This window comes from Sphingobacterium sp. 40-24 (assembly GCF_001899705.1).
Lineage (GTDB): Bacteria > Bacteroidota > Bacteroidia > Sphingobacteriales > Sphingobacteriaceae > Sphingobacterium > Sphingobacterium multivorum.
The window spans coordinates 1-25367 of the sequence record NZ_MKWH01000058.1 but is presented as its reverse complement, the minus strand read 5'-3'; the positions used below and the strand labels follow the sequence as shown (position 1 = coordinate 25367).

The following is a 25367-nucleotide window of genomic DNA, read 5'->3' as shown; positions in this document are numbered from 1 at the left end:
CCACTGGTCAATCTGTCTTTTTGGGGATTGCCGGATTTTCGACATTTTCATCCCAAGCAGCGGACGAGGCCGCTCTAGCACTTGTTCCGTCGCTTGTTTGTGTCTTTTTATGGGCATAATTGACATTTTCTTCCTCTTCAGGATCGGTTTCATCCACGTCCGGTTCAGGACGCTCAATTGGATCAGTATCATTGGGATCCGGAATAGTATGTTGCCCGAATAATCCTTTGCGATACCATATGTTACTAAAGTAATAGGCAATAATCAAACCTCGTTTTACTACTGCATGTTGCAATATCTCTTCCATGTTTTCGATTTCGTTTAAGTGGTACAACCCTCTTTATTCGCGTTGTATTCTCTCGAATAATGAACAATATCAGCAAGGAAATAGTTTGCGAGATTTCAGGATGCTCATCAGGTTAATTGAGCAACATTTGTTCGGGAAATGGCTTAACAATTGGAAAGTAAAGATGAACTGTTGTGCCCAAACCGACTTCCGATTCAATTTTTATATTTCCTCCCAACCGCTCCATAATGCGCTTTACGAGTGAAAGACCAATGCCCGTACCGGGTATGGAGCCCACGTTATCCGCCCTTGTAAACATTTCGTATATGTGCGGTAGGTGTTCACTGGGTATGCCAATTCCATTATCCTTGATTTGATAATGGGTATAATCATCTTCATGCGAACTATCTATGGATACCACAGGGCTGTCCGACTGGGCTGAATATTTTATAGCGTTGATAATTAAATTGGAAAAAATTTGATAAGCGGCACTTTTCTCGCCCCAAATAGGCAATAATGTACCAAAAGTAGGCCGACAATTATTGACGTTATATAGAATACTGTTTTCTTGGAATATACGCTGAATGGTGTAGGCCATTGGAAGTGGCTCTTTGTCTAAAATGCTGGACCGGTGTTGACTTAATTGTACCATATTGTTGATAATATCCTCAATGTTGGTGACACTTCGGCTGAAATTCTGATACCATTTATTGATTTTTTTAAAATCGATATTGTCGGGGTGTTGCTGAAGAAATTGTATGCCCATTTTTAAGATGGACAGCGGGTTTTTCAAATCGTGGGAAAGCGTATGGGTAAACATTTCCAATTCATTGTTTAAGCTGAGAAGTTCGTCATTGAGGAGCTGGCGTTCTTTCAATTTAGCAAAGATGGATTCTTTGATGATTTGATTTAAGCGAAGCACAAAGTTAATTTCAGCATCATTCCATGGCTTGGCAACATCATAACGCGTTTCTTCCCAGATTTTGAGCTGCTTTTTACCATCCTGTTCTTCTTTTAACTCCATTTGCATGACCTGACTGCTATTTTCTCTTCTAAACCAAACGATGTAATAATCGTTCTCCAAGCCTACCTTTAAATACATTAGCCCAGCAAAACCGAGCTTTTCTTTAAAGTTTTCTTGATGATTTAGACGAAAGTTGTAGTCTTTAAAGAGGGCTTTGTCGGTATGTTTCTGCAGGAATTGAATGAGTTCATAAAACTGTGCTTTAGGAGGAGACTGCCCATAGTTAAAAACGTCGCCCTGATTGAAAATTGCCAAACCATCTGCATCCACAAGCTGAGTTAGGATGTCCATATGTTGTATCAAGGCACAATTTACCATCTTATTTTCAGAGAGACTTTTCTTTAATTCTTCTTCTGCGAGCTTTAGAAGCTCTGTTCTTTCCAAGAGATTCTGTTTGACATGACTTTCATATTTGCTGGTTGCCGCCTGGATGGCAAACGTGCATAGTTTTCGTTGTTGTAGGTCGACCACACGCTTTTCGTCATGCTGCGCAACCACAAGTCCCCAAAAATCATCATCAATACAGATTCGAAAAAAAAGGGCACTTTGAACATTTATTTCTTTCAAAAAAAGTTGATGGAGTTCAGGCAGAGGAGATAATAGGCTCGAAAGGGGATCGATGGACTCATCTTTATAATAGAATTCTTGTCCCTGATCGTCCATGTTGGGAGCGTATCGATACGAATAACCGCGATAATAAGACAAGACTTCCTCGGGCATAAAATCTTTGGAGAATTCCTTGCCTTTGAAAGAAGACCGTCCATTGGCCGTATGCTCTGCAATCACCGAACTGTACCCTGTTTCTTGAATCTGCAAAACGAAAACCCGATCATAATTCAATATCTTGTTAATAGCCGAACAAACGCGATTCCAATTATTTGGCTGAATGGTATCCAACAAAAAATTGAGTTCGTTTATTTTTTTTGCGGCAATATATTTTTTATGCTGTTGTTCCCATTCAATGTAAAGATATTCATCATGTCTACGTAGTTTAACATAAACCCGGTCGTTTTTAATTTTAATGGGTAAAATATGGCGCGACTGTCCGTTTTCAAGAAGTTCCATCACAGCATTCCTCACTTTCAACAGGGCTTCGCCGAAGGTATGGCCAAAGCTATGAAAAAAATGGGTTCCTAATAGGGCTTCACTGGTATAATGTTCATTTACGACAGACTCCGTCACTCCGACGATCGTAAAGTGCCGATCTAAAATGACCAGGCTGCCAAAAGATTGAAGCTTAATAACGGTTTGATTACTCGATTGGATTGTATGATTCATAGTACCCCAAAACTCCTATTGTATACATAAATATACGAAAAAAAATTACGACAACATAGATCGAATCTTTAATATTAGAACGTTGGAAAGTAGATAAAATTGCCTTATTGGCTTCTTTTTACTTTGGAATTAAAAATGATACCTATTTCTCACATGCAACATACTATAAACGGGCATTAAATTCTTTGGCAACAGCATTCGCCATTCCTTTGATTAATGATTTCCACTGCGGATAGGAGGCTCCTATTTTCGCCGCCAAACCGACGAGATAGTTCCGAACATTATCGCTAAAATTTTCATTGTCAACGTTTATGATCTCGTTTCTGCCAGCATATTGAAACAATATACTGTTTCTACGCTGTTCGATCAGGAAAGTTGACGATGAAATTCCTTCGAAAAAATGAGCTGTATTTTTATCGCCGGGATGGCTTGGATCGGGACAAGGCTTTAAGGTTAGGGCAAAAACTTTATAATCATAGGTTTTGTCTAGCGTGAGGTTAACGACATGTACCCAGTCATAACCACCGCTACTTGGAAGTCCCGGTCCGGGGATATCCAGTCTGATATAATCATGTAATTCGAGTAAGCGATCTATCGGTGTACCATAACCGCCTGTCAATTGGAATGTGGTAGCGGGTAATTGGGCTAAAGTGTACCAATGGTTGACCTTTCTCAGGTTCTCTACGCCCAATTCAAATGCTAAGTTAGCGATATCTTCACTTGCAAATTCAAGTGATTCAAAACAATCAAGTCTTTTCCCTTCTTTCTGTTCCGGTATGATATTTTTCATCGTTTTTCTATTTATGCTTAAAATACTGGATTTCTTATTCCTGCTTTTAGCTTCCTTGAAGGTAGCTAAGCCACCTAGGTTTTTATGTCGGTGCGTCTTAACCCAAGCTCGCTTTTAGTTTGGCAAGGAGATCGTCTGCTTTTGTATGCTCAACTTTCATTTTTCGGATGGTTGGGCGTTTTCCCTTGTCTTTTTGCTTGATAATTTTTAGGAGCTCGTCCATGTATTCATTTTTATATTTACTAATATCAAAGGACTTACTGTGCTGCTCAATCAGCTGTGTCGCCATGTCCATTTCCACCTTTTGAATTTTTATTGTAGTGGGCAATTTAAGGTCGTCCAAGCCCCTAATCTCCTGCTGATAGCGAATTTTATTCAATACCAATGCATTACGATAGGGTTTTATAAGGGCTAGATGTTCGACATTTCGCATCACAAATGCTCCTAAACCCGCCATTTTTGTTTTTTCTAAAGCTTTGACAAGCAGCTGATAAGCTTTCTCACCGCCCTTCTGTGGTTCGAGGTAATAAGGTGTTTCAAAATAAATACTGTCAACATCCATCAGTTTTACAAATGCATGCAGATTGATAAGTTTTGATTTCTCCGGACTTGCATCTTCAAAATCGGCGTCTTCCAAAACTACATAGTGGTCTTTCATAAAGTATCCTTTAACAATATTGTCCCACTTTACTTCTTTACCAGTCTGTTCATTTACCCGTTTGAATTTAATATTGGATAAATCTTTACGATCAAGCATGTCCAAATCGAGACTTGCATTTTCAGTTGCACTATATAATTTTATGGGAATATTAACTAAGCCAAAACCAATAGCCCCTGTCCAAATTGCACGCATATGTTGTCCATTTATTGCTAATACGATAACCTTCGCTATGGAGGAATGGTTTGAAATTTAATAAAATAGCTGGCAAACTATTCCTAAAGGAATCGGTTATATACTGTAAAGCTGCTATTATTATCATGGATTTAAAGTCTAATGAGCCATTTTGGTTGGTGAAGAATGGTCTCTTAAATACCTATCCTTCCTTACAAAAAGATATAAGCTGTGATGTACTTATTGTAGGAGGGGGGATCACCGGAGCCTTGATTGCGCATCAATGTATGGCTGATGGAAAGAAATGTGTTCTTATAGATAAGCGGGAAATTGCGAATGGGAGTTCGGCGGCAACAACTTCCATGTTACAATATGAGATTGATATTCCCTTATATAGATTAAAGGAATTAATCGGCATTCAGGGGGCAATTGCGAGCTACCGAGCCTGTGGAGAAGCTATTGATAAATTAGGTAGACTTGCCAAGAAAATCCGATCGAAAGCTGGTTTTAGAAGCAAACAGTCACTCTACTATGCGGCAAAGAAAAAGGATATAGCTTGGCTAAAGGTGGAGTTCGAAGCAAGGCAAGAAGCTGGCTTCGACGTCAAGTGGCTGACGGAGCGGGATATCAGGGAACGTTATGCAATGTGCGGTGCTTATGGGGGTATACTTTCGGATCTAGGGGCAAGCATTGACGCCTTTTGTTTCACACACGAACTATTGGCATATAATGTTAACCGAGGGTTGTCGATTTTTGACAAAACAGCGTTGGAAAAAGTGTTTTATAAGTCTGGTTATAATTCAGCGATTACTTCAACAGGGGCTAAAATCAAAGCGGAAAAGATTATCTATTGTACAGGATACGAAACAACAAATCTCATTTCCGAAAAATTTGTTGACCTGCTAAGCACATTTGCTATTGTATCGGAAGCTGATAAAGAACATAATCAGCTATATCGCGACCTTCTCATCTGGAATACGGCCACGCCCTATTTGTATATGCGAACAACAGACGACGATAGGTTTCTGATTGGAGGAGAAGATGAGACCTTTAGAGATCCCATCAAGCGAGATGAGCTCATTGCAAAGAAGTCTCATAAGTTAGCGCAGTCATTTAATAAAATTTTTGTCGATAAAACCTTCCGCACTGATTTTACTTGGGCAGGTACATTTGGGACGACCAAAGATGGATTACCTTATATCGGAGAACATAGAAAGTTCAAAAATTCATATTTTGTATGTGGCTTCGGCGGAAATGGTATAACCTTTTCTGTTGCAGCAATGGAGATGGTTGCGAGCTGGCTTCATAAGCTAAACCATCCATTGGAAGAATGGTTTAGATTTGGCCGGTAATTTCCTGCTTAGCCATGCTTACGTAAAAATCGGAATACTCTCTCTTCAAGCTTCGCTAGCGGTAATTTATCTTTTATAAAGGGGAACTTTGCTTCCATAAATACCTGTTGTATGGCCGGATGGATATAATAAGTCTGCGAAACAGACTTCGTATTACCAAGTTGCTCTGCAACCTTCTTGATGACGCTATTTAATTGTCTTTTCCGTGCACTGAGTGATTCCGCCTGTTTTGTTTGCGCAAGCTGATAAAAGGCTTCACGACTGGCGCCCCAAATACGAATACTCTTGCAGCTGATCTCACCCGTACAATTCTTCCGCAGATACTGATTAAAAGCGGAACCACAGAAAGTGCTTTCGCAACTTGCACTATCCATTTGGAATATCCTTTTGCCTTTCATTTTTAGTAATTCTTCCAAAAGTTTAGCTTGTTGTTTGTTGGTCCAGGATTTCTGCTGGAAAACCCCCTTTTTACCTTTATAGGCTAGCGATATCCGATTGCCTTCAATGCTGACGTGTCTTTTTTCCAAAGTACTCAGCCCATACGATTTATTTGTCAGTGTATAACGCTTATTGCCAATACGAATCAATGTACTGTCCATTATTTTAAAAGCAACTGCACAAAGTTTATCCATGTCCCAAAATTCGTGTTTGAGGTGTTTGGAACTGATGTTTCTCAACTCTTGTAAGTATTTACCCATATAGAGGATATTGCTAAACTTTGCAGCTTGCCGTTGGCCGACAAATTTGGAATGATAGATATATTGTTTGCGTCCTTTTTGGTCGAAGCCAAAAGCCTGTAAATCGCTTTTTGAGCTTTTAGCAATCCAAACATCTGTCCAATTTGGTGGAATAACGAGTTTTGCGATCCGCTCTAAAACCTTTTTTTCGGACACTTCCTTTTCCGAAGCGTCGAAATATTTAAAAGACTTACCTACTTTTCTTCTTGTATACCCCGTTCTTGCTTTCATAGTGCATTTTCCCTTGTAAAATATGTTGATAATAGGTTAAGACGTTGTGGCCTTGTCTCGTAACGTTTTAATATATTCGTGAGCTTCGAGCTGTATACCAAGTTGTTTTTCGATGAGCAGGAGCAGATCATGGCTGATTTCCCAGCCTTCATGGTCAACAACATCCTTATAGGTATGTGTAAAGGCATCTTCACCTTGCTCACAGCTGCATAGTAAACTCCTTTCATCATTTCCTGAAATGGCGGATTTTATCTCCATCCAAATTCTGAATAGCTTGCCACTGATCATCGTTCCTCCGATTGAGTCGTCTTCCCGCGGAGCTAGGTAGGGTTTTAATTCTTCAATAAATACCTCGGATTGGTTCATAAACTCAACAAAGGTGTTATTTAAATGTTCAAGATGGAGGCGCGTGGCTATTTCTACAGCTTTTTGATAACCTGCAATCCGATCGTTGTTGATCTGTATAAGGTCGCTGATTAATGTACGATCATTTACCGTATTGTTTTCCATTTAATGTCGGCTTTGTGAATTTCTATTTTTCACTTAAGAACGCCTCAAGTAGCCCTGCAGTTTTGTGAAAGAACAGGATAGGTATAATTTCATCCATGAAGGCGATTTTATACAGCGTACCATCAGTAGATTGTTGCACGATAGCTGGAGCGAAACGCAAAAAAAACGACCGCTTTAGATTGCTAAAGCAGCCGTTTGACGGTAATTGCTATCTTTATTTTTTATTCAAATAAGAAGTTTTTTTAGCTTTTTCCGTATCGACCTTAATCTGTTTCTTGTCTACTGATTCCGAAACTTCTGGTTGAACAATGGTTTTGCTATTTCCTTTTCCTATCGGACCGCCGCAGATAATTAGCGCAATGACCATAGCTTGCTGATTCTTTATTTTAACTCCTGATTTCATATGTTTACCATTTAACGAATTGTTGTGATGTCGGTTAGCTGCTTCTAGATAGATAACCCTAGAACCACCTTTTTGTTTTTTATTTGAGCCTGTAAATTTTAAGTTGCTTTTGAAGTTTCTTTCTTGTCATGTGGATCCTGGTTTTTATAGTGCCTTCGGGCATATCAAAATAAGAGGCTATCTCATGATATTTATATCCTTCGAGAAATAATTGAAACACTTGATAATTTTCTTCCGACAAACTGCACATCGCTTTTTCAATATCATCCGCGATGAATTTGTTGTCACTTTTATTTGTTTCTATTGTATTGGTACTTTCCAGACCGATGTAGGTTTCGTGGATATCATTCGTACGCTTCGCTTTGCGGTATTGATTGATGTATACATTTTTCATAATAACGTAAAGCCAAGACATTAACTTGGGGTGACGGATAAAATCATCGATCGATTTTAATGCGCGGATAAGTGTTTCTTGAATCAAATCCTCTTTTTCATCAGGATCATTGGTGAATTTTCCCGCGAAATGTTTCAAAAGACTTCTTTTTTCTTCGACTAACAAATTTAAATTGGAATTGTTCATAGTACCTTTTGTTAAATTGATTGATGTGTATTCGATAAACAGAGGTACAATTAAAGTGCTAGTTTTGCGATTTAGAGGTCATCCAAACCTTGTTTAAACAGGTATATGGGAAAAATACGTAAAGCTGCGTATCGTTGATTTTGTAGTAGAAACACTACAAAAAAGCAGGATTAAACGTGTCGCAATAAAATTTACTGCCATGAATAGCTTTTTTTAATTGGGTATTTGTTCCTAAAAAAAATGTCTTTATTACGGGTATTACCTGTTTTAATGCCATATACTAGTGTCCATTTTTTTAAGCAAGTTTTTGAATTTTTTGTTTTTATCAGCTTTTATTGAACTAATAAGCTTTGCATGTGGTTCTTATCGAAAAGATTAACACAAAATAAATAGACTATGAAAAAGAGCAAAAGATTCACATTAACTTTAGGAGCGATATTATGCGCTACACTATTCTTTTCGTGCCAAAACTCGACCAAAAATCAAACTGAGGGAAGCGGTCAGTCAGACAACATTGCACCTACTGATGCCGACGAAACCCGGTATAATTTAAGCGAACAGCAAAAAATGACCATGCAGAAAGATACGAGTTTAGCAGACACACTTAGGAAAGACAGTATCAATAATAGTAAATCAAAACCGTAACCATCTCGTCGACCTATCAATATATCTGATAAAAAAGCTCCCTTAATTAAGGGAGTTTTTTTGCTCTTTCTTTTGATCCGGATCAGCACCATAAATATCTTCTTCTGAATGGTCCGGTTGCTCTTTCTTTTGATCCTCTTCTGTATTAGTTTTTTCTTTATTACTACGATCGCGTTGTTCTTCTTCGCTTGGATCAGGCCCCTCTGCATTTTCAGGATAGTATAGGTCAGGAGTTACGTCTTCTTGGGAAGGGACTTGAGGCTGCTTCCGTACAGAAGTACCATCGTCGGTACTTGGATCGTTGTCTAGAGGGTCTATTTCGTTCATGTACATGGAGTTTCTCCAATATGACTGTGAAATAGAATCACCAAATTGAATTGCTGTATTCATCATCTTTTTAATAAAGAACAGCAATTAAAACTGAATGGTTGTTTTTTTTATTAAAAGGTGGTATCCATATTTTAATGATAAATTTAAAACTTTTCATTTATTGACCTTGTTATTAAATTAAAGTAATTTAGAACATACATATATATGAAAAAATCGACACTTCTTTTATTAATAACAGCAGGTATTGGGTATCAGGCCCATGCGCAGAAAATTGAGACCACGCCACAGATGTCATCGGAGGTAGGCATCGAACCTATAAAGCAAGGAAACTGGATGGTCGGTGGATCGATCGGTAATCTAGGCTACAGCTTTGAAGCAAAATCGTTTAACATTGCACTTCAACCGAGAGCGGGCTATTTTGTTTCGGATGGTTTGGCCATCGGAGCGCAAGCCAACTTAGGTTTGGCCACGGTAAAGGATGCTGATAATGAATGGACATATGGGGTTGCACCTTTTGTACGCTATTACTTCCCCAATGCAGGTTCCACTACAGGGAGATTCTTTGGGCAGGGAGACATCGGGATTTCGGGTAGCTCGAAAGGGAAAGATGTTGCACTGGCCGTAGGAGCGAATGTGGGTTATGCACATTTTATTACCAGGACAGTGGCTTTGGAAGCCACCTTCGGTTATAACTACAGTAAAGCCAATATCAATACGGGTAGTGGAGCGAGTGGATTGGGGGTAGGTTTGGGTTTTCAGATCTATCTGCCTGGCAAAAGATAGATTAATCTCGTACAGACTTAATAAAAGCATGTTTTCAAACCATAATGGTGAAAACATGCTTTTTTTATATAACGTGTTTATACTTGATACTGTGTATAAAAGACGCATTTTTGCTGGAATCAGCAAATGATGCAAACATTTAGACAATTACTGATGTTCCCTTTTTAAGAAAGGAGCAAATTACGATGACTGGAACAAAAAATATTGGGTTGGTACTAAAAGATAAAATGGGGAAATGGTCTTCTTATGATATACCATTGCTTAAGGAATGTCATCTAAATAATAAACTGGTCAAAAGTAACGAGCAGGAAGGTATTTTTGTGGTGGGAAGCTTGGCAACAGGATTATATATTTTCTCATTGTATAAGAACCGTTTTATAGATTTAATGGGTAAACAAATTGGGGTGGAAGAAATCTGTGAGCATTTTGATCGCTACAAACAGACCTTAATATAAGCGCCTGTAAATATAAGCACCGATAGCGCTTTCGAATGCTCAAACCGAAGGTGTTAACCTGACTTTTTAACACCTTCATGTTTGTTTTATGTTAATGAAAAATTGGTTTATCCAATTTTATCGCCAGGCGGTAAACAGCATTCATCAATCCAACATGACTATAGGCTTGAGGGAAATTACCCCATTGGCTACCGTTATCTTCCGTAACATCTTCGCTGAACAGACCTAAGTGATTGCTGTAGGTCAGCAAACGTTCGAGAATCTCTTTCGCTTCTTCCACACGCCCTACGCAGGCCAAGGCTTCTACATACCAAAATGCACAGACCAAGAACGTGGATTTGGGGCGGCCAAAATCATCCTGATGCTTATACCGATAAAAAAGTCCATTTTCGCCTTTTAATTCTTTTTCCAGCATCTCGAGGTGATGACGTGCACGGTCCGATTTTGGGTCAAGATAATCCATAACAATAAGCTGTAAGGTGCTTGCATCTAAATTTCGGCTGTCTAATGCGTTTTGATAGACTTTTCGCTCCTCGTCATAACAAGCTTCAATGTAAGCTTCTGCCTTTTTTAGGAGAACATTCGCGCGATCCTCCATATCCTGATAACCATTTTGGCGTGCAATTAATAGGGCAGCTTTGCATCCAACCCATTGGAAAAGATTCGAATAGCAGTGATGGTTGGCAAAGTTCCGGAACTCCCAAATGCCGGCATCTTTTTCCTCGATTGTGGCTTCTATTTTTTCCAGAATAAAATTCACCCAGCCTAAGACATTTTTGTTTTCATGGATTTTAAAACGCTGATCAGTGAAAAGAGGCAACAATGCAATCATAGCCTGACCATAGACGTCATTTTGGATATGTTCAAACGCCTGGTTCCCGATTCGCACTGGACCGCTTTCCTGATATCCTTTTAGATAGGGTAAAATATGTTCCGTAAGCTCGGAATTGCCGAGAATACCGTACAATGGTTGAAGCCTTCCCGGATTACGATGTGTGATGCCGGCAATATAGTTTGCAAAGCTTTCCATTTCTTCAAATTGACCGATATGCGTCAGTGCCGTTAGCACATAGTAGCTATCCCGTACCCAGCAATAGCGGTAGTCCCAGTTTCTGCCAGAACCAGGGTACTCGGGCAAGCTTGTTGTTGAAGCTGCGATAATTGCTCCTGTGTCCTCATATTGATGGAGCTTTAGCACCAAAGCGGATCGAATAACTTCTGTTTGATAGATGTTGGGAATACTACATCTTTTAATCCATCGCTGCCAATAGCTAATTGTCTTATGGAGGAAATCTTCGCAGGTACCTGCGATAGCTGATTCGAAAGCAGCATCATAGGTCAATACAAGGTATTTATTCTCACTGATGATGGTCCAGCTCTCCTCTTGAAAGAAATGAGAAATGGGCAGATCCGTAGTAAGGCGAATTCGTTCCCCGATCTGGTCGTTACTATACAGGATATGATTGCTTCCACGGGTTGGTTTAAGTGCCAATCGGCCATAGTCGCCAGTAGGATGACACCTAACGTTTACACTGGGGACCCCATATAAAGGTTCGATCTTCCGGACCAACATCAAAGGTTTAAAATATCGTCCGAATTGTTCAAATCGAGGGGCAAAATCCGTAACGCGATAGGCATAGGACGCTGTATGGATTTCCGTGCAGAGCACGTTGGAGTTTTTGATGTAGTATTGCTTGGTTTCGACAATAGGTTCCTCTGAGCTGATCTCAAAGCGCCCGCCTTGCTGTTTGTCGAGCATACTGCCAAATACAAAGCTATCTTCGAAAGAGGGCCAGCACAGCCAAGATATATTGGTATCCATACCGACATGCGCAATATAGGAGCAATTGCCAATGATTCCAGATTGATAGGTATGTCTTTTTTCCATTGTATTTTCGTTCATTATTTTATGATAAGTTGATTCAAAAATTGAAGAACATCTTCTTGTTCATCCAGATAATATTTTGCCGCAGACTTATTGCTACCAACTTTAATACTTATCGTCGATTGAGGAAGATAACGGAATAGGTCTTCATCGGTAATGTCGTCGCCAATGGCCAACATAAAATCTGCTTTTATATGACCTGCAATTTCCAATGCTGCTTTACCTTTGTTAACTTCCGTATTTTTAACCTCAATGACCGCATTTCCGTCAAGTAACTGTAAGCCATAATCATTCAGCATCGGGTTTAAAATCTCTTTTAATTCAGTGGCTTTAAGTTCGCCCAAGCCTAATTCTACTTTTCTATAATGCCAGGCCAATGAATAAGGCTTGACTTCAATAAATGCGCCTGGAGTTTGGTCGGCCAATTTTTCCATCAATTTTTTTACTTCGGGCATCCAATGAAGTGCCAGTCCTTTTTTATATGACCAGTTGAAATTTGGGAAATTTGACCAAATGCCATGTTCGGCAACCAAATAGTAAGACCGACCGTCAAACCAAGACGATAAGCTTTCTTGCGAGCGCCCGCTTATGATGACCAAGGTATTAAGTGGGTCTGAAATAATATTATCCAAGAGGTTGTACAATAAGGTCGTCGGAGTTGCTTTTTGGGCGTGGTTCTGGAATTTGACCAAAGTGCCGTCATAATCCAGGAAAAAGAGCCTATTGCTGCTTTTACTGTATCGTTCCGAAATACTACTGAACACTTTATCTGAAATCCGCCTTGCCCATTCATCACGCTGGATGGCTTTGGTTTCAGCCAGGCGATTGGTAAATAGTTGCACCCAATGCTGTACATTAAACTTCTGTATAATCTGAATATTGGCATCGGTACGTTCCTGAACTTCTTCGGGCGGCATTTTAAGCGCTTGGTAAATACTGTCAGCAGTTTCCGTTCGATTATAGGGGTTGATAATCAAGGCGTCAACAAGTTCTTTGGAAGCGCCCGCAAACTCACTTAAAATCAACACACCTTTTGATAACGTTTTACTGGCGATATATTCTTTACTGACAAGATTCATCCCATCACGCGTCGATGTAATCATGCAGATATCAGATGCAACATATAATCCAACCAGCTCCTCGAATGGAAGTGATTTGTAAAAATATAATACTGGCGTCCAGCTTAAATTTCCATAAATGGAATTGATTTCACTCACCTTTCGGTTAATCTCGTCTTTCAGCTTCTTATATTGCGACACTTTATCCCTTGATGGCACGATAAGCATATATAAGACAACTTTTGTATGCCATTCGGGGTATTTTTCAAGGAAGGTGAGAAAAGCACGTAATCGCTCTAATATCCCTTTGCTATAATCGAGCCTGTCGACCGATATAATAATCTTCTGGTCGGGAAAGTGGCTTCGAAATTGGCTTGCAATGGATTGAATTTTTGGTTGATGGCTGACTTGGACGAATTTATCAAAATCAATGCCCATCGGAAAGGATTCCACAAAGATATGGCGATCTTTATATTTCAGCTGATTATAACCAGATGATACATGCAGTATTTTTTTGCAGGCGTTTAGAAAGTTCTGGCTATCAGCGAACGTATGAAATCCGATGAGATCCGCACCCAATAAACCTTCGACCAATTCTTTACGTTGTGGAATGTTCATAAAGAGCTCTTCAGAAGGAAAAGGGATATGGTGAAAATAACCGATGTTGAGTGTTTGGTTTTCTGAACGCAGCAGTTGCGGGAGCAGCATAAGCTGATAATCCTGCACCCAGATAAAATCCGAAAGTTGATCGATGGAAAGAGCGGCTTCACAAAATTTTTTATTCACTGTGACATACGTAGACCAATATTCGCGATCAAAATGAATGTAGCTCGGCTGATAGTGACAGATAGGCCAGAGAACCTCATTGGAATAACCTTCGTAGAAATTGCGGATTTCATCTTTTGATAAGAAAACAGGAAGTAAGCTCATCGGTTTGAGAAGCTCAACAATCTTTTGTTTTTCCTCTTCATCTTTCGGAACGATTCCCGGCCAGCCAACCCAGAGTATTTCGTCGCTATCAAAAGCGGAGTTTAACCCAGTTGCAAGTCCACCCGCACTCGGCTTGATGATTAATTTTTCTTTTTTTCGTTCTATTTGTATCGGCAGTCTATTTGAAATTATTATTTTCTTCTTTTTCTTCATAAGAATATTAGATCGATTTATTTGCAGTGTGGAAGAGTTATATTGACTATAACGATGGGCTTGTCATCCACTATCTGAACAACCTCGGCGAAGAATAGTTTCGATAAATTCAAATTAGAAGGACGGTAGGGGCAGCTGTTGAAGAAAGAACAAGGTAGTTTATTGGAATAATGCTGGGGAATTTGGGCAGCGGTACGGCCCAAATAGCAACAAAAAAGACCTCTATTTCTACAGGTCTTTTTGTTATCTCATTAACTTACGATATAGGGACAACAGCAGCTTTTTCGTGATTCAATTTTTTCATAAATTGATCGAGGATGTCTCCTAATCTCCCCGAAATTTCCCCTAAAATGCTTTCCCAATCTTTAACGGTACCATCACAATTGTCTGAAACAATTTTAATGCTATGAAAGGTGAGATTTTTTTGAAAACAGAAATTCGCTAGGGCATAAGATTCCATATCAAATGCCAGAGGATTAAAATGTTTGATATCCTGATAAAAAGCCGTATTTACATTGATAAAACGATCCGATGTCAAGAGTGCATCTTCGTAACGAAATTCATCGCGTGAAATGGATTCCAAAATCCCTTGCCCTTTAAAAAACAAGGTGTTTTCCAGAAAAAAACCATCTGTATACGCGTCTCCTTGCGCATAGTATGCCGGATAAAGAACATGTCCTATCGGATGTCTTGTACAGCCCACAGTGCCCACATTGAGAAGAATAGGATTGATCCCTAAAGCTTTGATGTCTTCATAAAGCGTAGCAACGGCTAGGAGAGCATTTACTTTACCTACACCAATTTCGTAGACAAAAGTCGATTCACTGGTCGGATTAAAAGATAGCTCATTTTTATTTGCTACCAAGATAATCGTTTCAATATCTTTATTCAGGATCATTTAGTTTTCTTCAATATATGGATACTCAAAAGCCAATTCTCCGGCAGTTATCAGATTTAAGAAGTTAACACAAGCCTGCTTTGAGGTGGGAAAATCCATAAATGTGTAGTTTCCGCAGCTAATCGGGTTTTGGAAAGGTACTTCGTATCCTTCTGTAAGAATAGTCTCTAATACTTCTTTCATCAATTCCGCCACATTCTGAGGAGTTTTCGCTGTTCCAGCCAATACAACATAAAATCCCGTGCAACAGCCCATTGGTCCAACATAAATAACCTCATCACCTAAGATGGTTCTAATTTCTGTTGCAAAACAATGCTCTAAGGTATGCATGACTTCAGGCGATAGCATACGCTCAGGAGAATTCGGTCTAATCATGCGAATGTCGTAAGTTGTATAACTTTCAACATTGCTGTTATTGGTGGTAGAAGCTTTAGCGTAGATCCCTTGTTTTAATTTGGTATGATCTACCGTAAAACTATTTACTTTTGCTTTTTCTTTTGTGTACATCTTGTTCTGTTCAAAGCTGTAACGCTTGCGACGCTACAGGGGTTAAAAGTTGAATATCAAAAATTTCTACAAAGATACTAGATTATTATAGAAAAAGGACGATAAAACTACTATTTTAACACTTCATAATGTTCGACTGTTGGAAACGGATCGTAGTAATGATGTAAAAGTTTTTCCCATTCCTTAAATAATGCAGATTCTCTGAAACCGATGGTATGATCTTCCAACGTTTCCCATTCGACCAATAGAATGTACTGGTTGTCTTTCTCAATACATTTACGTAGTGAATGCGTTATATAGCCTTTACTCGCACTAATATACTGGCAAGCTGTTTTATAGTCTCTTTCAAAATTGGATTGTTGTCCTTCAATAATTTGCAATACAGCTACTTCTAAAATCATAATTTGTTTTTTTATCAAGTTTAGTAAATAACTCAAACTTAGAAAATTTGTTTCTGATATGCAATACACGAACAAGCTTACCGAACAATTTATTCTTTATTGTTTTAATATGGACTTAGACCTTAATTATCCCGCTTTGACGTATTATATCCGTATTTTAGTTGTGAAGTGATGATCTGGGTGACCAATGGAATACCCGGGTTGCGATTTTGTGCATTCCAAACTAGAGAGAGCGTTGTTCGTTGTGGTAAACCGTTCAATTCAAGGAAGGTGACATCAACATGGTATCCGTTCTTTAAAGACGAAGGAACAATGGCAACACCCAATCCCTGAGCAACCATATTGAAAATGGTCAAAGCATTCACAGTGCGCAAAGTAACTTTGGGGATAAACTTATGATCACTAAAGATACTCATGACGAGATCATAATAGGAGTGGCTATAGTTTTTGGAAAATAAGATAAATGATTCATCTTTTAAGGCGTCAAGACTTGCTTTTGGCGAATTCAATAGGGGATGATCGTTGGGTAAAACGAGACTAAAATGCTCGGTATGTATAGGCAGGCTACATAGGCCAGGTGGCGTTTCCGAAAGACGAACAAAGCCTAAGTCCAATTCTTTTTTCTCCAGCAGATCTAGCTGGGTTTCATTCGCTAGTTCGTGAAGTGATAACTCGATATCAGGTTGCTGCTGTTTTAAATTGAGTAGTAGTTCCGGCAGGATGGTCTGAACAGCCGACCCAATAAACCCCAGCTTTAAGGTACTTATTTTACCATTGGCAAAGCTTTGAAGTTGAGTTTCAATCTGATCCAAGTGCCTAAAGAGTTCTTTCACCTCCGCAAAGAGATAGATCCCAGCTTCCGTCATTTGAACATTTCGTTTATTACGCTCAAAAAGTGCTACGCCATAGGATTCCTCCAGCTGCTTAATTTGTCTGCTCAAGCCCGGCTGCGCAATAAACAATTTTTCGGCAGCCCTTCTAAAATGCAGCTCTTCTGCCAATACTTTAAAATACAGTAAGTGTCTTAGTTCTATTTGATAATTCATGGTTATCAATTGATGATAAAAATGGTATTTCTAATTATCAAATATAGCAAGTACATTTGAGTAAAGCAGATAGGAAGATGGAAAAATTTTTATACGGCAGTGGGCAGCTAACATGCTCCATAGCCTTAGCCATAGTAAAAGGAACGGTTACGGGGGAAATATCACCCGGAGTCAAGAATAAGATCGAGCAGAGCGCCAGTTATGTCCGTAAAATAGTCGAGCGTGGTGAGGTTGTCTATGGGATTAATACCGGTTTTGGTCCCTTGTGTACCACACTTATTGACGCAAGTCAAACGCAGTTGCTACAAGAAAACATTCTAAAAAGCCATGCTGTCGGTATGGGCGAACCTATCGCCAATGATTTGGCCAAATTGATGCTTATTCTTAAAGTTCACGCGCTTTCTCAAGGATTTTCGGGTGTTCAGTATGCGACAATTGAACGGATTATTTGGCATATCGAAAACCATATCATTCCTGTGGTACCTAAGCAAGGCTCTGTCGGCGCATCGGGTGATTTGGCGCCATTGTCACATTTATTTTTACCCTTGATTGGCTTAGGAAAAGTCAACGTAGAAGGGGAAATTATGGAAACAGCTACCGTTTTGGAAAAATATGGTATGGCTCCGGTGCACTTGGGCGCAAAAGAAGGTCTGGCTTTGATCAATGGAACTCAATTTATGGCAGCCCATGCTGTGATGGCTGTTGCTGAGTTAAATCGTGTACTTCAGAATGCTGATATTATTGCGACCTTAATGATTGAAGGTTTAAACGGCTCAATAAAACCATTTTTTACTGAATTACATCAATTACGCCCGCATGCCGGAAACCGTTATGTCGCTGCAAGCATTTTTAACATGCTTCATGGCTCCGCCATTTTAGAAAGCCACAAAGACTGTTCCCGCGTACAAGATCCCTATTCTTTGCGCTGTATCCCTCAAGTCCACGGAGCATCACGCAATGCTTGGCTTCATTTGAAGGAGACCATAGAAATCGAAATAAATGCAGTGACCGATAATCCTGTGATCATTAATGATGAACTAACCATTAGTGGCGGTAGCTTTCACGGACAGTCAATCGCTTTGCCTTTGGATTATGCCACACTTGCTGCATCGGAAATCGGCAATATTTCGGATCGAAGGGTTTACTTGTCTTTAGAAGGTCAAACCAACGGTGTCCCAAAATTGTTAATGAAATCAACCGGTCTCAATTCAGGATTTATGATCTTACAATATAGCACAGCCGCGATTGCAAGTGAGAATAAAGGGCTTTGTTTTCCTGCAAGTGCAGATAGTATTCCTACCTCTTTAGGCCAAGAGGACCATGTCAGTATGGGATCTATTTCCGGCCGAAAATTACTACAGGTCATTGACAATGTTGATAAAATATTAAGCATTGAACTGTTATGTGCGGCACAGGCAAAGGATTATCATCAGCCATTAAAATCGACTGCAGCATTGGAAGCTATTCATGCGAGAATTCGTCAGTCCATTCCGCATATCGAATCCGATCAACCGATGGAAGAGCTGTTGACTGAAGCATTAAGGCTCGTAAAATCGGGCGAACTGATCACATTGCATCGTCAATATGCGACGGGCGAAATTGCTGCGGATTTGAAACAAAGATTTGAAGAGTTTTAGACGAAGAAGGATGGAAAAAGAGCTAAAATTAGTTGGACCTTTTAGGCAGATATTAACCATGTCAAATATGCCCGTTAATGGGGCGCTCCATGATAAACAAATAGTTATTATTAAAGATGGAGGTATTTTAATAGCAGGTAACGATATCATGGAAGTGGCGGACTTTGAGGGATTACAACTGCAATGGGGAAAGCAAGTGGCACTTGTACATGTAGAAGGAGATCAAGTCGCCTTGCCAGGCTTTATTGATTGCCATACGCATATTGCTTTTGCCGGTAATCGAGCGAATGATTTCGCCCTCCGAAATGCAGGCTCAAGCTACCTGGAGATTGCGGCAGCTGGGGGAGGGATTTGGAGCACGGTATCACACACAAGGGATTGTGATGCAGCAGAATTGATTGATCTCACGATCCAGCGTGCAAATTTTCTGTTAAGGCAAGGAATCACAACAATTGAAGTTAAAAGCGGTTACGGTCTTAATGTTGAAGAGGAGCTGAAAATATTACGTGTCATTCAGGAGTCGGATCGTCGTACGGCATCAGACCTTGTTCCAACTTGTTTGGCGGCACATATGCTCCCGCGAGACTTCAGCGGATCGGCAAAGGATTATCTTCATCGAATCACAACAGATCTTTTTCCGCTATTAAAATCAGAAGGGCTGTCAAACCGGATTGACGCATTTATAGAAAAAACAGCGTTTCAAGGGGAAGACATTGTGGCATATTTACAAAAAGCAAAAGCGATGGGTTTTGACCTGACTATTCATGCCGATCAGTTCACAACTTCGGGAAGTCAGATTGCAGTTGAACTCGGTGCCCAATCTGCGGATCATCTTGAGGCATCAACAGCAATTGAAATTGACCTTATTGCCCATTCAGATACAGTTGCGGTGGCGCTACCTGCGGCTTCCATCGGACTTGGATGTGGTTTTACGCCAGCTAGAAAGCTGTTGGATGCAGGTGCATGTTTGGCCATAGGAAGTGATTGGAATCCGGGTTCTGCACCCATGGGACAATTATTGACGAGTGCGAGTATTTTGGCAACAGCAGAGAAGTTGACGAACGCTGAGTTGCTTGCTGCATTAACCTACCGTGCCGCCAAAGCTTTAAACCTGTCGGATCGCGGCGTATTAGCCAAGGGCATGAAAGCAGATTTCAGTATATTTAAAACAGCTAATTATCAGGATATTACTTACTACCAAGGAAGTTTGCAACCTACAGCAGTATGGAAAAATGGTCGGGAAGTATTCTCATTATAACAACATGGAAGATACATTTAAGAACGAGGTGGCGGAAGGTATTCCGACCGTATTGCCCCCAAAAGTAGAGCGAGATCATACCATAAGTCATGCCCCCCGACGAAAGGATATTCTCACCCGGTCGGAAGAGAAGCTGGCTTTACGGAACGCATTACGCTATTTCCCCAAACAATGGCATACCGTTTTAGCACCTGAATTTTTAGAGGAGCTCCGTAGTTACGGCCGAATCTACATGTACCGCTTTAGGCCCCAATATGCGATGCACGCTCGACCGATAGCTGACTATCCAGCAGGGAGTAAGCAGGCGGCAGCGATTATGTTGATGATTCAGAATAACCTTGATCCGGCTGTAGCCCAACATCCCCATGAACTGATTACGTATGGTGGGAATGGAGCTGTTTTCCAAAATTGGGCTCAATATCGGCTCACCATGCAGTATCTTTCTCAGATGACAGATGAGCAAACTTTACATCTCTACAGTGGTCATCCGATGGGTCTTTTCCCGTCGTCACAACATGCACCACGTGTTGTTGTAACGAATGGCATGATGATTCCAAACTATTCGAAACCGGATGACTGGGAACGTTTTAATGCCTTAGGTGTTACACAATACGGACAGATGACAGCAGGTTCTTATATGTATATTGGTCCCCAGGGTATTGTGCATGGTACCACAATTACGGTCATGAATGCTTTCCGAAAACATTTGACAGCAAATGATACAATTCAAGGTAAAGTATTTTTAACTTCGGGCTTGGGGGGAATGAGTGGCGCACAACCTAAAGCAGGTAATATTGCCGGATGTATCACCGTATGCGCTGAAATAAATCCCGCTGCTGCAAAAAAACGGCATGAACAAGGTTGGGTAGACCGATTGATCGAAAACATCGATGAGCTCGTTGAACAGGTACAGTCGGCGATGGATCAAAAGGAGACCGTATCTTTTGCCTATATCGGTAATATTGTCGAAGTGTGGGAGGCTTTTGATCGCGAAAATATCCACGTCACTGTAGGATCTGATCAGACATCTTTACATAATCCTTGGTCTGGAGGCTATTATCCGATGGGGCTGACCTTTGCAGAATCGAATGCTTTATTGGCGAGTAATCCTGATCGATTTAAGCAATGCGTACAAGAAAGCTTGATACGGCATGTCGATGCCATCAATAAGCATGTATCCAAGGGAACCTATTTCTTTGATTACGGTAATGCATTTCTATTGGAAAGCAGTCGCGCTGGTGCAGCGGTATGGAATGACGATAAGGATCAATTCCGCTACCCATCTTACGTACAAGATATTCTTGGCCCAATGTGTTTCGACTATGGTTTTGGACCCTTTCGCTGGGTTTGTACGTCTGGAAAGGCTTCGGATCTTCAAAAATCAGACGAAATAGCCATGACAGTTTTGGAAAATCTCCGAACAGAAGCCCCAACGCAGATTCAGCAGCAGATGCAAGATAATATACAATGGATTAAAGAAGCTGGAAAAAATAGACTTGTGGTAGGCTCTCAGGCACGTATCCTTTATGCAGATTCCAATGGACGCATTGCGATAGCAAAGGCTTTTAATGACGCTGTAAAAAGTGGCTTGTTTGAAGCACCTATTGTATTGGGAAGAGATCATCATGATGTGAGCGGTACCGATTCACCTTATCGGGAAACAAGCAATATCTACGACGGCAGTCAATTTACAGCAGATATGGCAATTCATAATGTCATCGGAGACAGTTTCCGGGGGGCTACCTGGGTCTCTATCCACAATGGCGGTGGAGTCGGTTGGGGTGAGGTTATCAACGGAGGCTTTGGTCTACTACTAGATGGCTCTGAAGAAGCAGCTGTTAAATTGGAAAAGATGTTGTATTTTGATGTCAATAATGGGATTGCTAGGCGCGCTTGGGCTAGAAATAAGGAAGCTAATCAGGCGCTAGATCGAGCAATGGAGAGAAACACAACATTGCAAGTTACCCGCGCGCAACTTGTAGATGACGATATTATTGAACAATTATTTGATCAGAGCGAATGAACTTTTTGTTGAATAATCCAGAAATATATAGTAAAGGTGACCAAGCGGTATGGAAGGGGCGTACCGATGGCCAGGATCGTGAATGGATGCGTTGGCATCAATTAATGGATTGTGTTGATCTTCTCGAGCAGCCTGATTTAAGACAGTCCTTCGCTTTTCTGGGATTCTGTAGCGATGAGGGGGTCGGACGCAATCAAGGTCGTGTAGGAGCCAAGGACGGACCCACAGCACTTCGGAATGTCTTAACAAACCTTCCTGTACATTTTTCAGATAAATTACAACTTAAAGATTGTGGTGATATATTGATAAAAGACAGTGATTTAGAGCTGTCGCAGCAGGGTTTAGGTTCTGCCTTAAATTGTATTCTTGAACAAGAAGGATTTCCAGTCATCTTGGGTGGCGGCCATGAAGTAACCTATGGCCATTATTTGGGTGTTAAAGAATTTCTTAAGAGCCGTGATCAAAGTCTAGGCATTATTAATTTGGATGCCCATTTAGACATCCGTCCATTGCAGGACGGCAAAGGGAATTCGGGAACGGGCTTCTATCAAATCGAGCAGGACCAGTCTAATGCAGGTTTGCCATTTCATTACCTGGCAATTGGTATTCAAGAAATTAGTAATACCAAAGGATTGCTCGACTATGCCAAAGCGAAGAAAGTACAGATTATAGGGCGAGAGAGTCTGGTCGTTGAGAAACTTGATTTCATTCGCGACAAAATTGTACGTTTTGCCAAATCAGTAGATTATGTATATTTGACGGTTGATCTTGATGCTTTCGCTGCAGCTTATGCGCCGGGAGTAAGTGCATTGGCATTTAACGGTATAGTGCCCGATCATTTGTTCTTTACGATCTACGATATTCTACTGGATCTGCCCAACTTAAAATCTGTCGATTTTGCTGAATTTAATCCCCATTTTGATATCGATTCTAGAACGGCGAAATTAACAGCTGATCTGATCTTCAAGTTGATAAACAAACTTGCCATTAAATTTGATCAGCAACTAGCCAGTAGATAAACAGAAAAAAAGATGGGTAAATTGCGACAGCAATCTAACCATCTTTCTGCATATTGGTCGAGGCCTTAAAAAAGCACATCGGCCAATGTCGGATCCTTATCAAAAACTGATTTTGCAAAAGGACATAAAGGCATAATTTTTAAATTTTCTTGACGTGCATAAGTCACTGCCGCCATCAATAGCTGTTTACCTAGCCCTTTTCCTGCATATTCAGAACTTACTTCCGTATGGTCTATAATGAATTTTGTGGGGCCAGCCCAGGTATAAGTCATTTGCGCAACTGATTTTCCTTGATCGATAACCTCAAAGCTACCATGTTTATCGTCATTTTTTTGTATTACTTCCATGAGCATGATTTAATGAATGAAAAGTACAAATTAAACAAAATCCAGCAATATATAACATGACATTAGTTGAGAAAAACAGCTGTTTTACCAGTTAGATGGCATAATTCGCTTTTGTGTTTTGTAAAATTGCAGTGATTCTTTTAAATAGCTAATATTTTTAGTATGTTTGCTTTGCGTTATGAGTGTAAATCAAAGCAAAAGACAAGAATTTGCCATTGTGGACATAGAGACTACAGGTGGCCATGCAAAATCGAGCCGGATCACCGAAGTTGCCATTGTTATTCATGATGGTAACCAGGTTTTGGAACGTTGGGAGACCTTGGTTAATCCAGGGAAAGAAATTCCAAATTCAATTTTTGCGCTTACGGGAATAGACAATGATATGGTGAAAGATGCTCCATTATTTGATCAAGTTGCCGAACACATTTATGGAATGCTCAAAGACCGTATTTTTGTTGCGCATAATGTAAACTTTGATTATTCATTCATTCGGTTTCAGCTTCAGGAATCGGGCTTCGAGTGGTCAGCAATAAAATTATGTACAGTACGCTATGCCCGAAAAATCAAGCCCGGATTATTGTCCTATAGTTTGGGACGTCTATGTGATTATTTAGATATCCCAATTGAAAATAGACACCGTGCGGGTGGCGACGTCGATGCAACAGCCATTCTCTTTGCTTATTTGAAAGTGCTAGATACCGAACAGGTATTTCAGGATATGATTAAACATAAAGCGCTAGACCAACGTTTTCCACCGCATTTAAATCCCTTGGAATATGAACAATTGCCCAATGAGCCCGGGGTCTATTATTTTCATGACAAAGCTGGAAAAGTAATTTATGTTGGCAAGGCTGTAAATATAAAAAAAAGAGTATTGTCCCATTTTACAGGGAATAATATTCAAGCGCAAAGGCAACATTTCTTAAAAGAAATTCATCATATAAGTTATGAGTGCTGCGGAACTGAGCTGATGTCATTGTTATTGGAATGTGCGGAAATTAAAAAGTTCTGGCCAAAATATAATAGGGCACTTAAACGGTATGAGCCTAAATTCGGTTTATTTTCTTATGAGGACCAAAATGGCTATCTCCATCTGGCTATAGGGAAGACGACAAGGGGACAAGCATGTATTCAGCTGTTTCAGCGTGAATATGACGCTATTCAGTTGCTGCAAAGCTTTATTCAGCATGACGCTATTAATCCGCAATTTTGTCAGTTTGGGCACGCCAGTTTGTCTACGAAATCCATCAAGAAGACCGAATTGCCCGATCGAGACCTACACAATACCCGGGTGGAACGTTGTATTGAGGATTGGCTCAAACAGCAACCATCCTTTGTATTGATCGATAAAGGACGTAATTCCGATGAAAAAAGTTGCATTGTTATTGAAAATGGCGTTTTTTATGGAATGGGATATATAGATCAATACGGCCAGTACAACGAGTTTGAAGATATAAAAGGACAAGTTAAAAAATATCAGAGCAATCACTACATGATGGAATTGGTCAAAATGGCAGCGGAAAGACATCCCACTAAAGTACATTTCTTAACAAAATCAAAGATTTTACCTGACGTTGCGGCAGAGCCCACTTTCTCTTACGAGAAATTGACTCCGAATAGTCTATTTAATTTCTATTAACAGCATATTTCAAGTCATATTTTGGGGATTTTTTCCGTTTAGTCATTTCAATCTCAGTAATCTGTTAAAGAAATGTGAAATCGCAAATCGTGCGCGATTTTGGTCCAATAGTTGAAATATTCTTTGTGTAGAATATTAAAAAAAGACTTTTCATAATTTAGGTTAATAATTGTGTCTCGTCCTGAAATATCGATACACAAAAAGAATCGTTATGGAAGAAGGAACAAATTATGTAAAGCGGACTCAGCGTGATTACACTTTAACATTGAA

At 40.0% G+C, this 25367-nt stretch carries 25 protein-coding genes; 9 read left to right on the top strand and 16 right to left on the bottom strand.

Translation table 11 applies throughout. The annotated features are described in order from the left end of the window. Positions 1 to 7: 7 nt before the first annotated feature. The 4 genes from BGP15_RS21315 to ku form a co-directional block, all read right to left on the bottom strand. Positions 8 to 307: a hypothetical protein gene (locus tag BGP15_RS21315; protein ID WP_046673508.1), complete on the bottom strand. Its 300-nt coding sequence runs from the start codon at positions 305 to 307 to the stop codon at positions 8 to 10. A 112-nt stretch (positions 308 to 419) separates the two neighbouring features. Further along, the gene (locus BGP15_RS21310; protein ID WP_286770705.1) at positions 420 to 2588 is read right to left on the bottom strand and encodes an ATP-binding protein; all 2169 of its coding nucleotides are present in this window, start codon (positions 2586 to 2588) and stop codon (positions 420 to 422) included. Positions 2589 to 2751: 163 nt separating this feature from the next. Next, positions 2752 to 3378 carry a hypothetical protein gene (locus tag BGP15_RS21305; RefSeq protein WP_286751954.1) on the bottom strand — a complete coding sequence of 209 codons (627 nt, stop codon included), beginning with the start codon at positions 3376 to 3378 and terminating at the stop codon, positions 2752 to 2754. Positions 3379 to 3475: 97 nt separating this feature from the next. Further along, positions 3476 to 4231: a non-homologous end joining protein Ku gene (gene ku, locus BGP15_RS21300; RefSeq protein ID WP_070563924.1), complete on the bottom strand. Its 756-nt coding sequence runs from the start codon at positions 4229 to 4231 to the stop codon at positions 3476 to 3478. Between the two features lie 125 nt (positions 4232 to 4356). Here ku and BGP15_RS21295 point away from each other — a divergent pair, with 125 nt between their 5' ends. Further along, on the top strand, positions 4357 to 5562 hold the full coding sequence (locus BGP15_RS21295; protein WP_286770704.1) for an NAD(P)/FAD-dependent oxidoreductase: 1206 nt from the start codon (positions 4357 to 4359) through the stop codon (positions 5560 to 5562). A gap of 8 nt (positions 5563 to 5570) precedes the next feature. On the opposite strand, the gene BGP15_RS21290 is transcribed toward BGP15_RS21295, so the two are convergent. From BGP15_RS21290 to BGP15_RS21275, 4 genes are all read right to left on the bottom strand, one after another. Then, positions 5571 to 6530 carry a DNA topoisomerase IB gene (locus BGP15_RS21290; protein ID WP_286770703.1) on the bottom strand — a complete coding sequence of 320 codons (960 nt, stop codon included), beginning with the start codon at positions 6528 to 6530 and terminating at the stop codon, positions 5571 to 5573. A gap of 36 nt (positions 6531 to 6566) precedes the next feature. Continuing rightward, the gene (locus tag BGP15_RS21285; protein ID WP_286770702.1) at positions 6567 to 7040 is read right to left on the bottom strand and encodes a PA2169 family four-helix-bundle protein; all 474 of its coding nucleotides are present in this window, start codon (positions 7038 to 7040) and stop codon (positions 6567 to 6569) included. Between the two features lie 214 nt (positions 7041 to 7254). Then, a complete protein-coding gene (locus tag BGP15_RS21280) occupies positions 7255 to 7443 on the bottom strand; it encodes a hypothetical protein (protein WP_286770701.1) in 189 nt (62 codons plus the stop codon). 79 nt (positions 7444 to 7522) lie between these two features. Further along, positions 7523 to 8023: an RNA polymerase sigma factor gene (locus BGP15_RS21275; RefSeq protein WP_070563934.1), complete on the bottom strand. Its 501-nt coding sequence runs from the start codon at positions 8021 to 8023 to the stop codon at positions 7523 to 7525. Between the two features lie 396 nt (positions 8024 to 8419). On the opposite strand from BGP15_RS21275, the gene BGP15_RS21270 reads away from it, so the two are divergent. Next, positions 8420 to 8668 (top strand): hypothetical protein, encoded by a 249-nt coding sequence (locus BGP15_RS21270; RefSeq protein ID WP_070563936.1) that lies wholly within the window; start codon positions 8420 to 8422, stop codon positions 8666 to 8668. 42 nt (positions 8669 to 8710) lie between these two features. On the opposite strand, the gene BGP15_RS21265 is transcribed toward BGP15_RS21270, so the two are convergent. Continuing rightward, the gene (locus BGP15_RS21265; protein WP_286770700.1) at positions 8711 to 9061 is read right to left on the bottom strand and encodes a hypothetical protein; all 351 of its coding nucleotides are present in this window, start codon (positions 9059 to 9061) and stop codon (positions 8711 to 8713) included. A 141-nt stretch (positions 9062 to 9202) separates the two neighbouring features. Here BGP15_RS21265 and BGP15_RS21260 point away from each other — a divergent pair, with 141 nt between their 5' ends. Next, positions 9203 to 9781: a hypothetical protein gene (locus tag BGP15_RS21260; RefSeq protein ID WP_046673497.1), complete on the top strand. Its 579-nt coding sequence runs from the start codon at positions 9203 to 9205 to the stop codon at positions 9779 to 9781. 185 nt (positions 9782 to 9966) lie between these two features. After that, a complete protein-coding gene (locus tag BGP15_RS21255) occupies positions 9967 to 10236 on the top strand; it encodes a hypothetical protein (RefSeq protein ID WP_046673496.1) in 270 nt (89 codons plus the stop codon). A gap of 91 nt (positions 10237 to 10327) precedes the next feature. On the opposite strand, the gene BGP15_RS21250 is transcribed toward BGP15_RS21255, so the two are convergent. The 6 genes from BGP15_RS21250 to BGP15_RS21225 all read right to left on the bottom strand — a co-directional run bounded on the left by BGP15_RS21250 (position 10328) and on the right by BGP15_RS21225 (position 17174). Continuing rightward, positions 10328 to 12139 carry a glycoside hydrolase family 15 protein gene (locus tag BGP15_RS21250; protein ID WP_070563945.1) on the bottom strand — a complete coding sequence of 604 codons (1812 nt, stop codon included), beginning with the start codon at positions 12137 to 12139 and terminating at the stop codon, positions 10328 to 10330. Beyond that, a complete protein-coding gene (locus BGP15_RS21245) occupies positions 12139 to 14322 on the bottom strand; it encodes a bifunctional alpha,alpha-trehalose-phosphate synthase (UDP-forming)/trehalose-phosphatase (RefSeq protein ID WP_286770699.1) in 2184 nt (727 codons plus the stop codon). The genes BGP15_RS21250 and BGP15_RS21245 overlap by 1 nt, the downstream gene beginning before the upstream one ends. Positions 14323 to 14578: 256 nt before the next feature. Continuing rightward, complete coding sequence (locus tag BGP15_RS21240) at positions 14579 to 15220, bottom strand: 5'-methylthioadenosine/S-adenosylhomocysteine nucleosidase family protein (protein ID WP_286770698.1); 642 nt, start codon at positions 15218 to 15220, stop codon at positions 14579 to 14581. After that, complete coding sequence (locus tag BGP15_RS21235) at positions 15221 to 15727, bottom strand: S-ribosylhomocysteine lyase (protein WP_046673492.1); 507 nt, start codon at positions 15725 to 15727, stop codon at positions 15221 to 15223. A 110-nt stretch (positions 15728 to 15837) separates the two neighbouring features. After that, positions 15838 to 16128, bottom strand: a complete 291-nt coding sequence (locus BGP15_RS21230; protein WP_046673491.1) for an antibiotic biosynthesis monooxygenase family protein — start codon at positions 16126 to 16128, stop codon at positions 15838 to 15840. A 122-nt stretch (positions 16129 to 16250) separates the two neighbouring features. Continuing rightward, on the bottom strand, positions 16251 to 17174 hold the full coding sequence (locus tag BGP15_RS21225; protein WP_070563954.1) for a LysR family transcriptional regulator: 924 nt from the start codon (positions 17172 to 17174) through the stop codon (positions 16251 to 16253). A gap of 77 nt (positions 17175 to 17251) precedes the next feature. Between BGP15_RS21225 and hutH the strand changes: the two genes are divergently transcribed. From hutH to hutG, 4 genes are read left to right on the top strand one after another with little or no spacing between them, the layout of a single operon-like run. Further along, positions 17252 to 18811, top strand: coding sequence for a histidine ammonia-lyase (gene hutH / locus BGP15_RS21220; protein ID WP_286770697.1), 1560 nt, complete (start codon positions 17252 to 17254; stop codon positions 18809 to 18811). A 10-nt stretch (positions 18812 to 18821) separates the two neighbouring features. Beyond that, positions 18822 to 20069: an imidazolonepropionase gene (gene hutI / locus BGP15_RS21215; protein ID WP_112374087.1), complete on the top strand. Its 1248-nt coding sequence runs from the start codon at positions 18822 to 18824 to the stop codon at positions 20067 to 20069. A 4-nt stretch (positions 20070 to 20073) separates the two neighbouring features. Continuing rightward, positions 20074 to 22092 (top strand): urocanate hydratase, encoded by a 2019-nt coding sequence (hutU, locus tag BGP15_RS21210; RefSeq protein ID WP_286770696.1) that lies wholly within the window; start codon positions 20074 to 20076, stop codon positions 22090 to 22092. Next, complete coding sequence (hutG, locus tag BGP15_RS21205; RefSeq protein ID WP_112374088.1) at positions 22089 to 23111, top strand: formimidoylglutamase; 1023 nt, start codon at positions 22089 to 22091, stop codon at positions 23109 to 23111. Before hutU ends, hutG begins: the two co-directional genes overlap by 4 nt. Positions 23112 to 23176: 65 nt before the next feature. Here the strand turns inward: hutG and BGP15_RS21200 are convergent, their stop codons facing one another. Beyond that, on the bottom strand, positions 23177 to 23458 hold the full coding sequence (locus tag BGP15_RS21200; RefSeq protein ID WP_112374089.1) for a GNAT family N-acetyltransferase: 282 nt from the start codon (positions 23456 to 23458) through the stop codon (positions 23177 to 23179). A gap of 178 nt (positions 23459 to 23636) precedes the next feature. On the opposite strand from BGP15_RS21200, the gene BGP15_RS21195 reads away from it, so the two are divergent. After that, a complete protein-coding gene (locus BGP15_RS21195) occupies positions 23637 to 25097 on the top strand; it encodes an exonuclease domain-containing protein (RefSeq protein WP_286770695.1) in 1461 nt (486 codons plus the stop codon). The last annotated feature ends 270 nt before the right edge of the window (positions 25098 to 25367 follow it).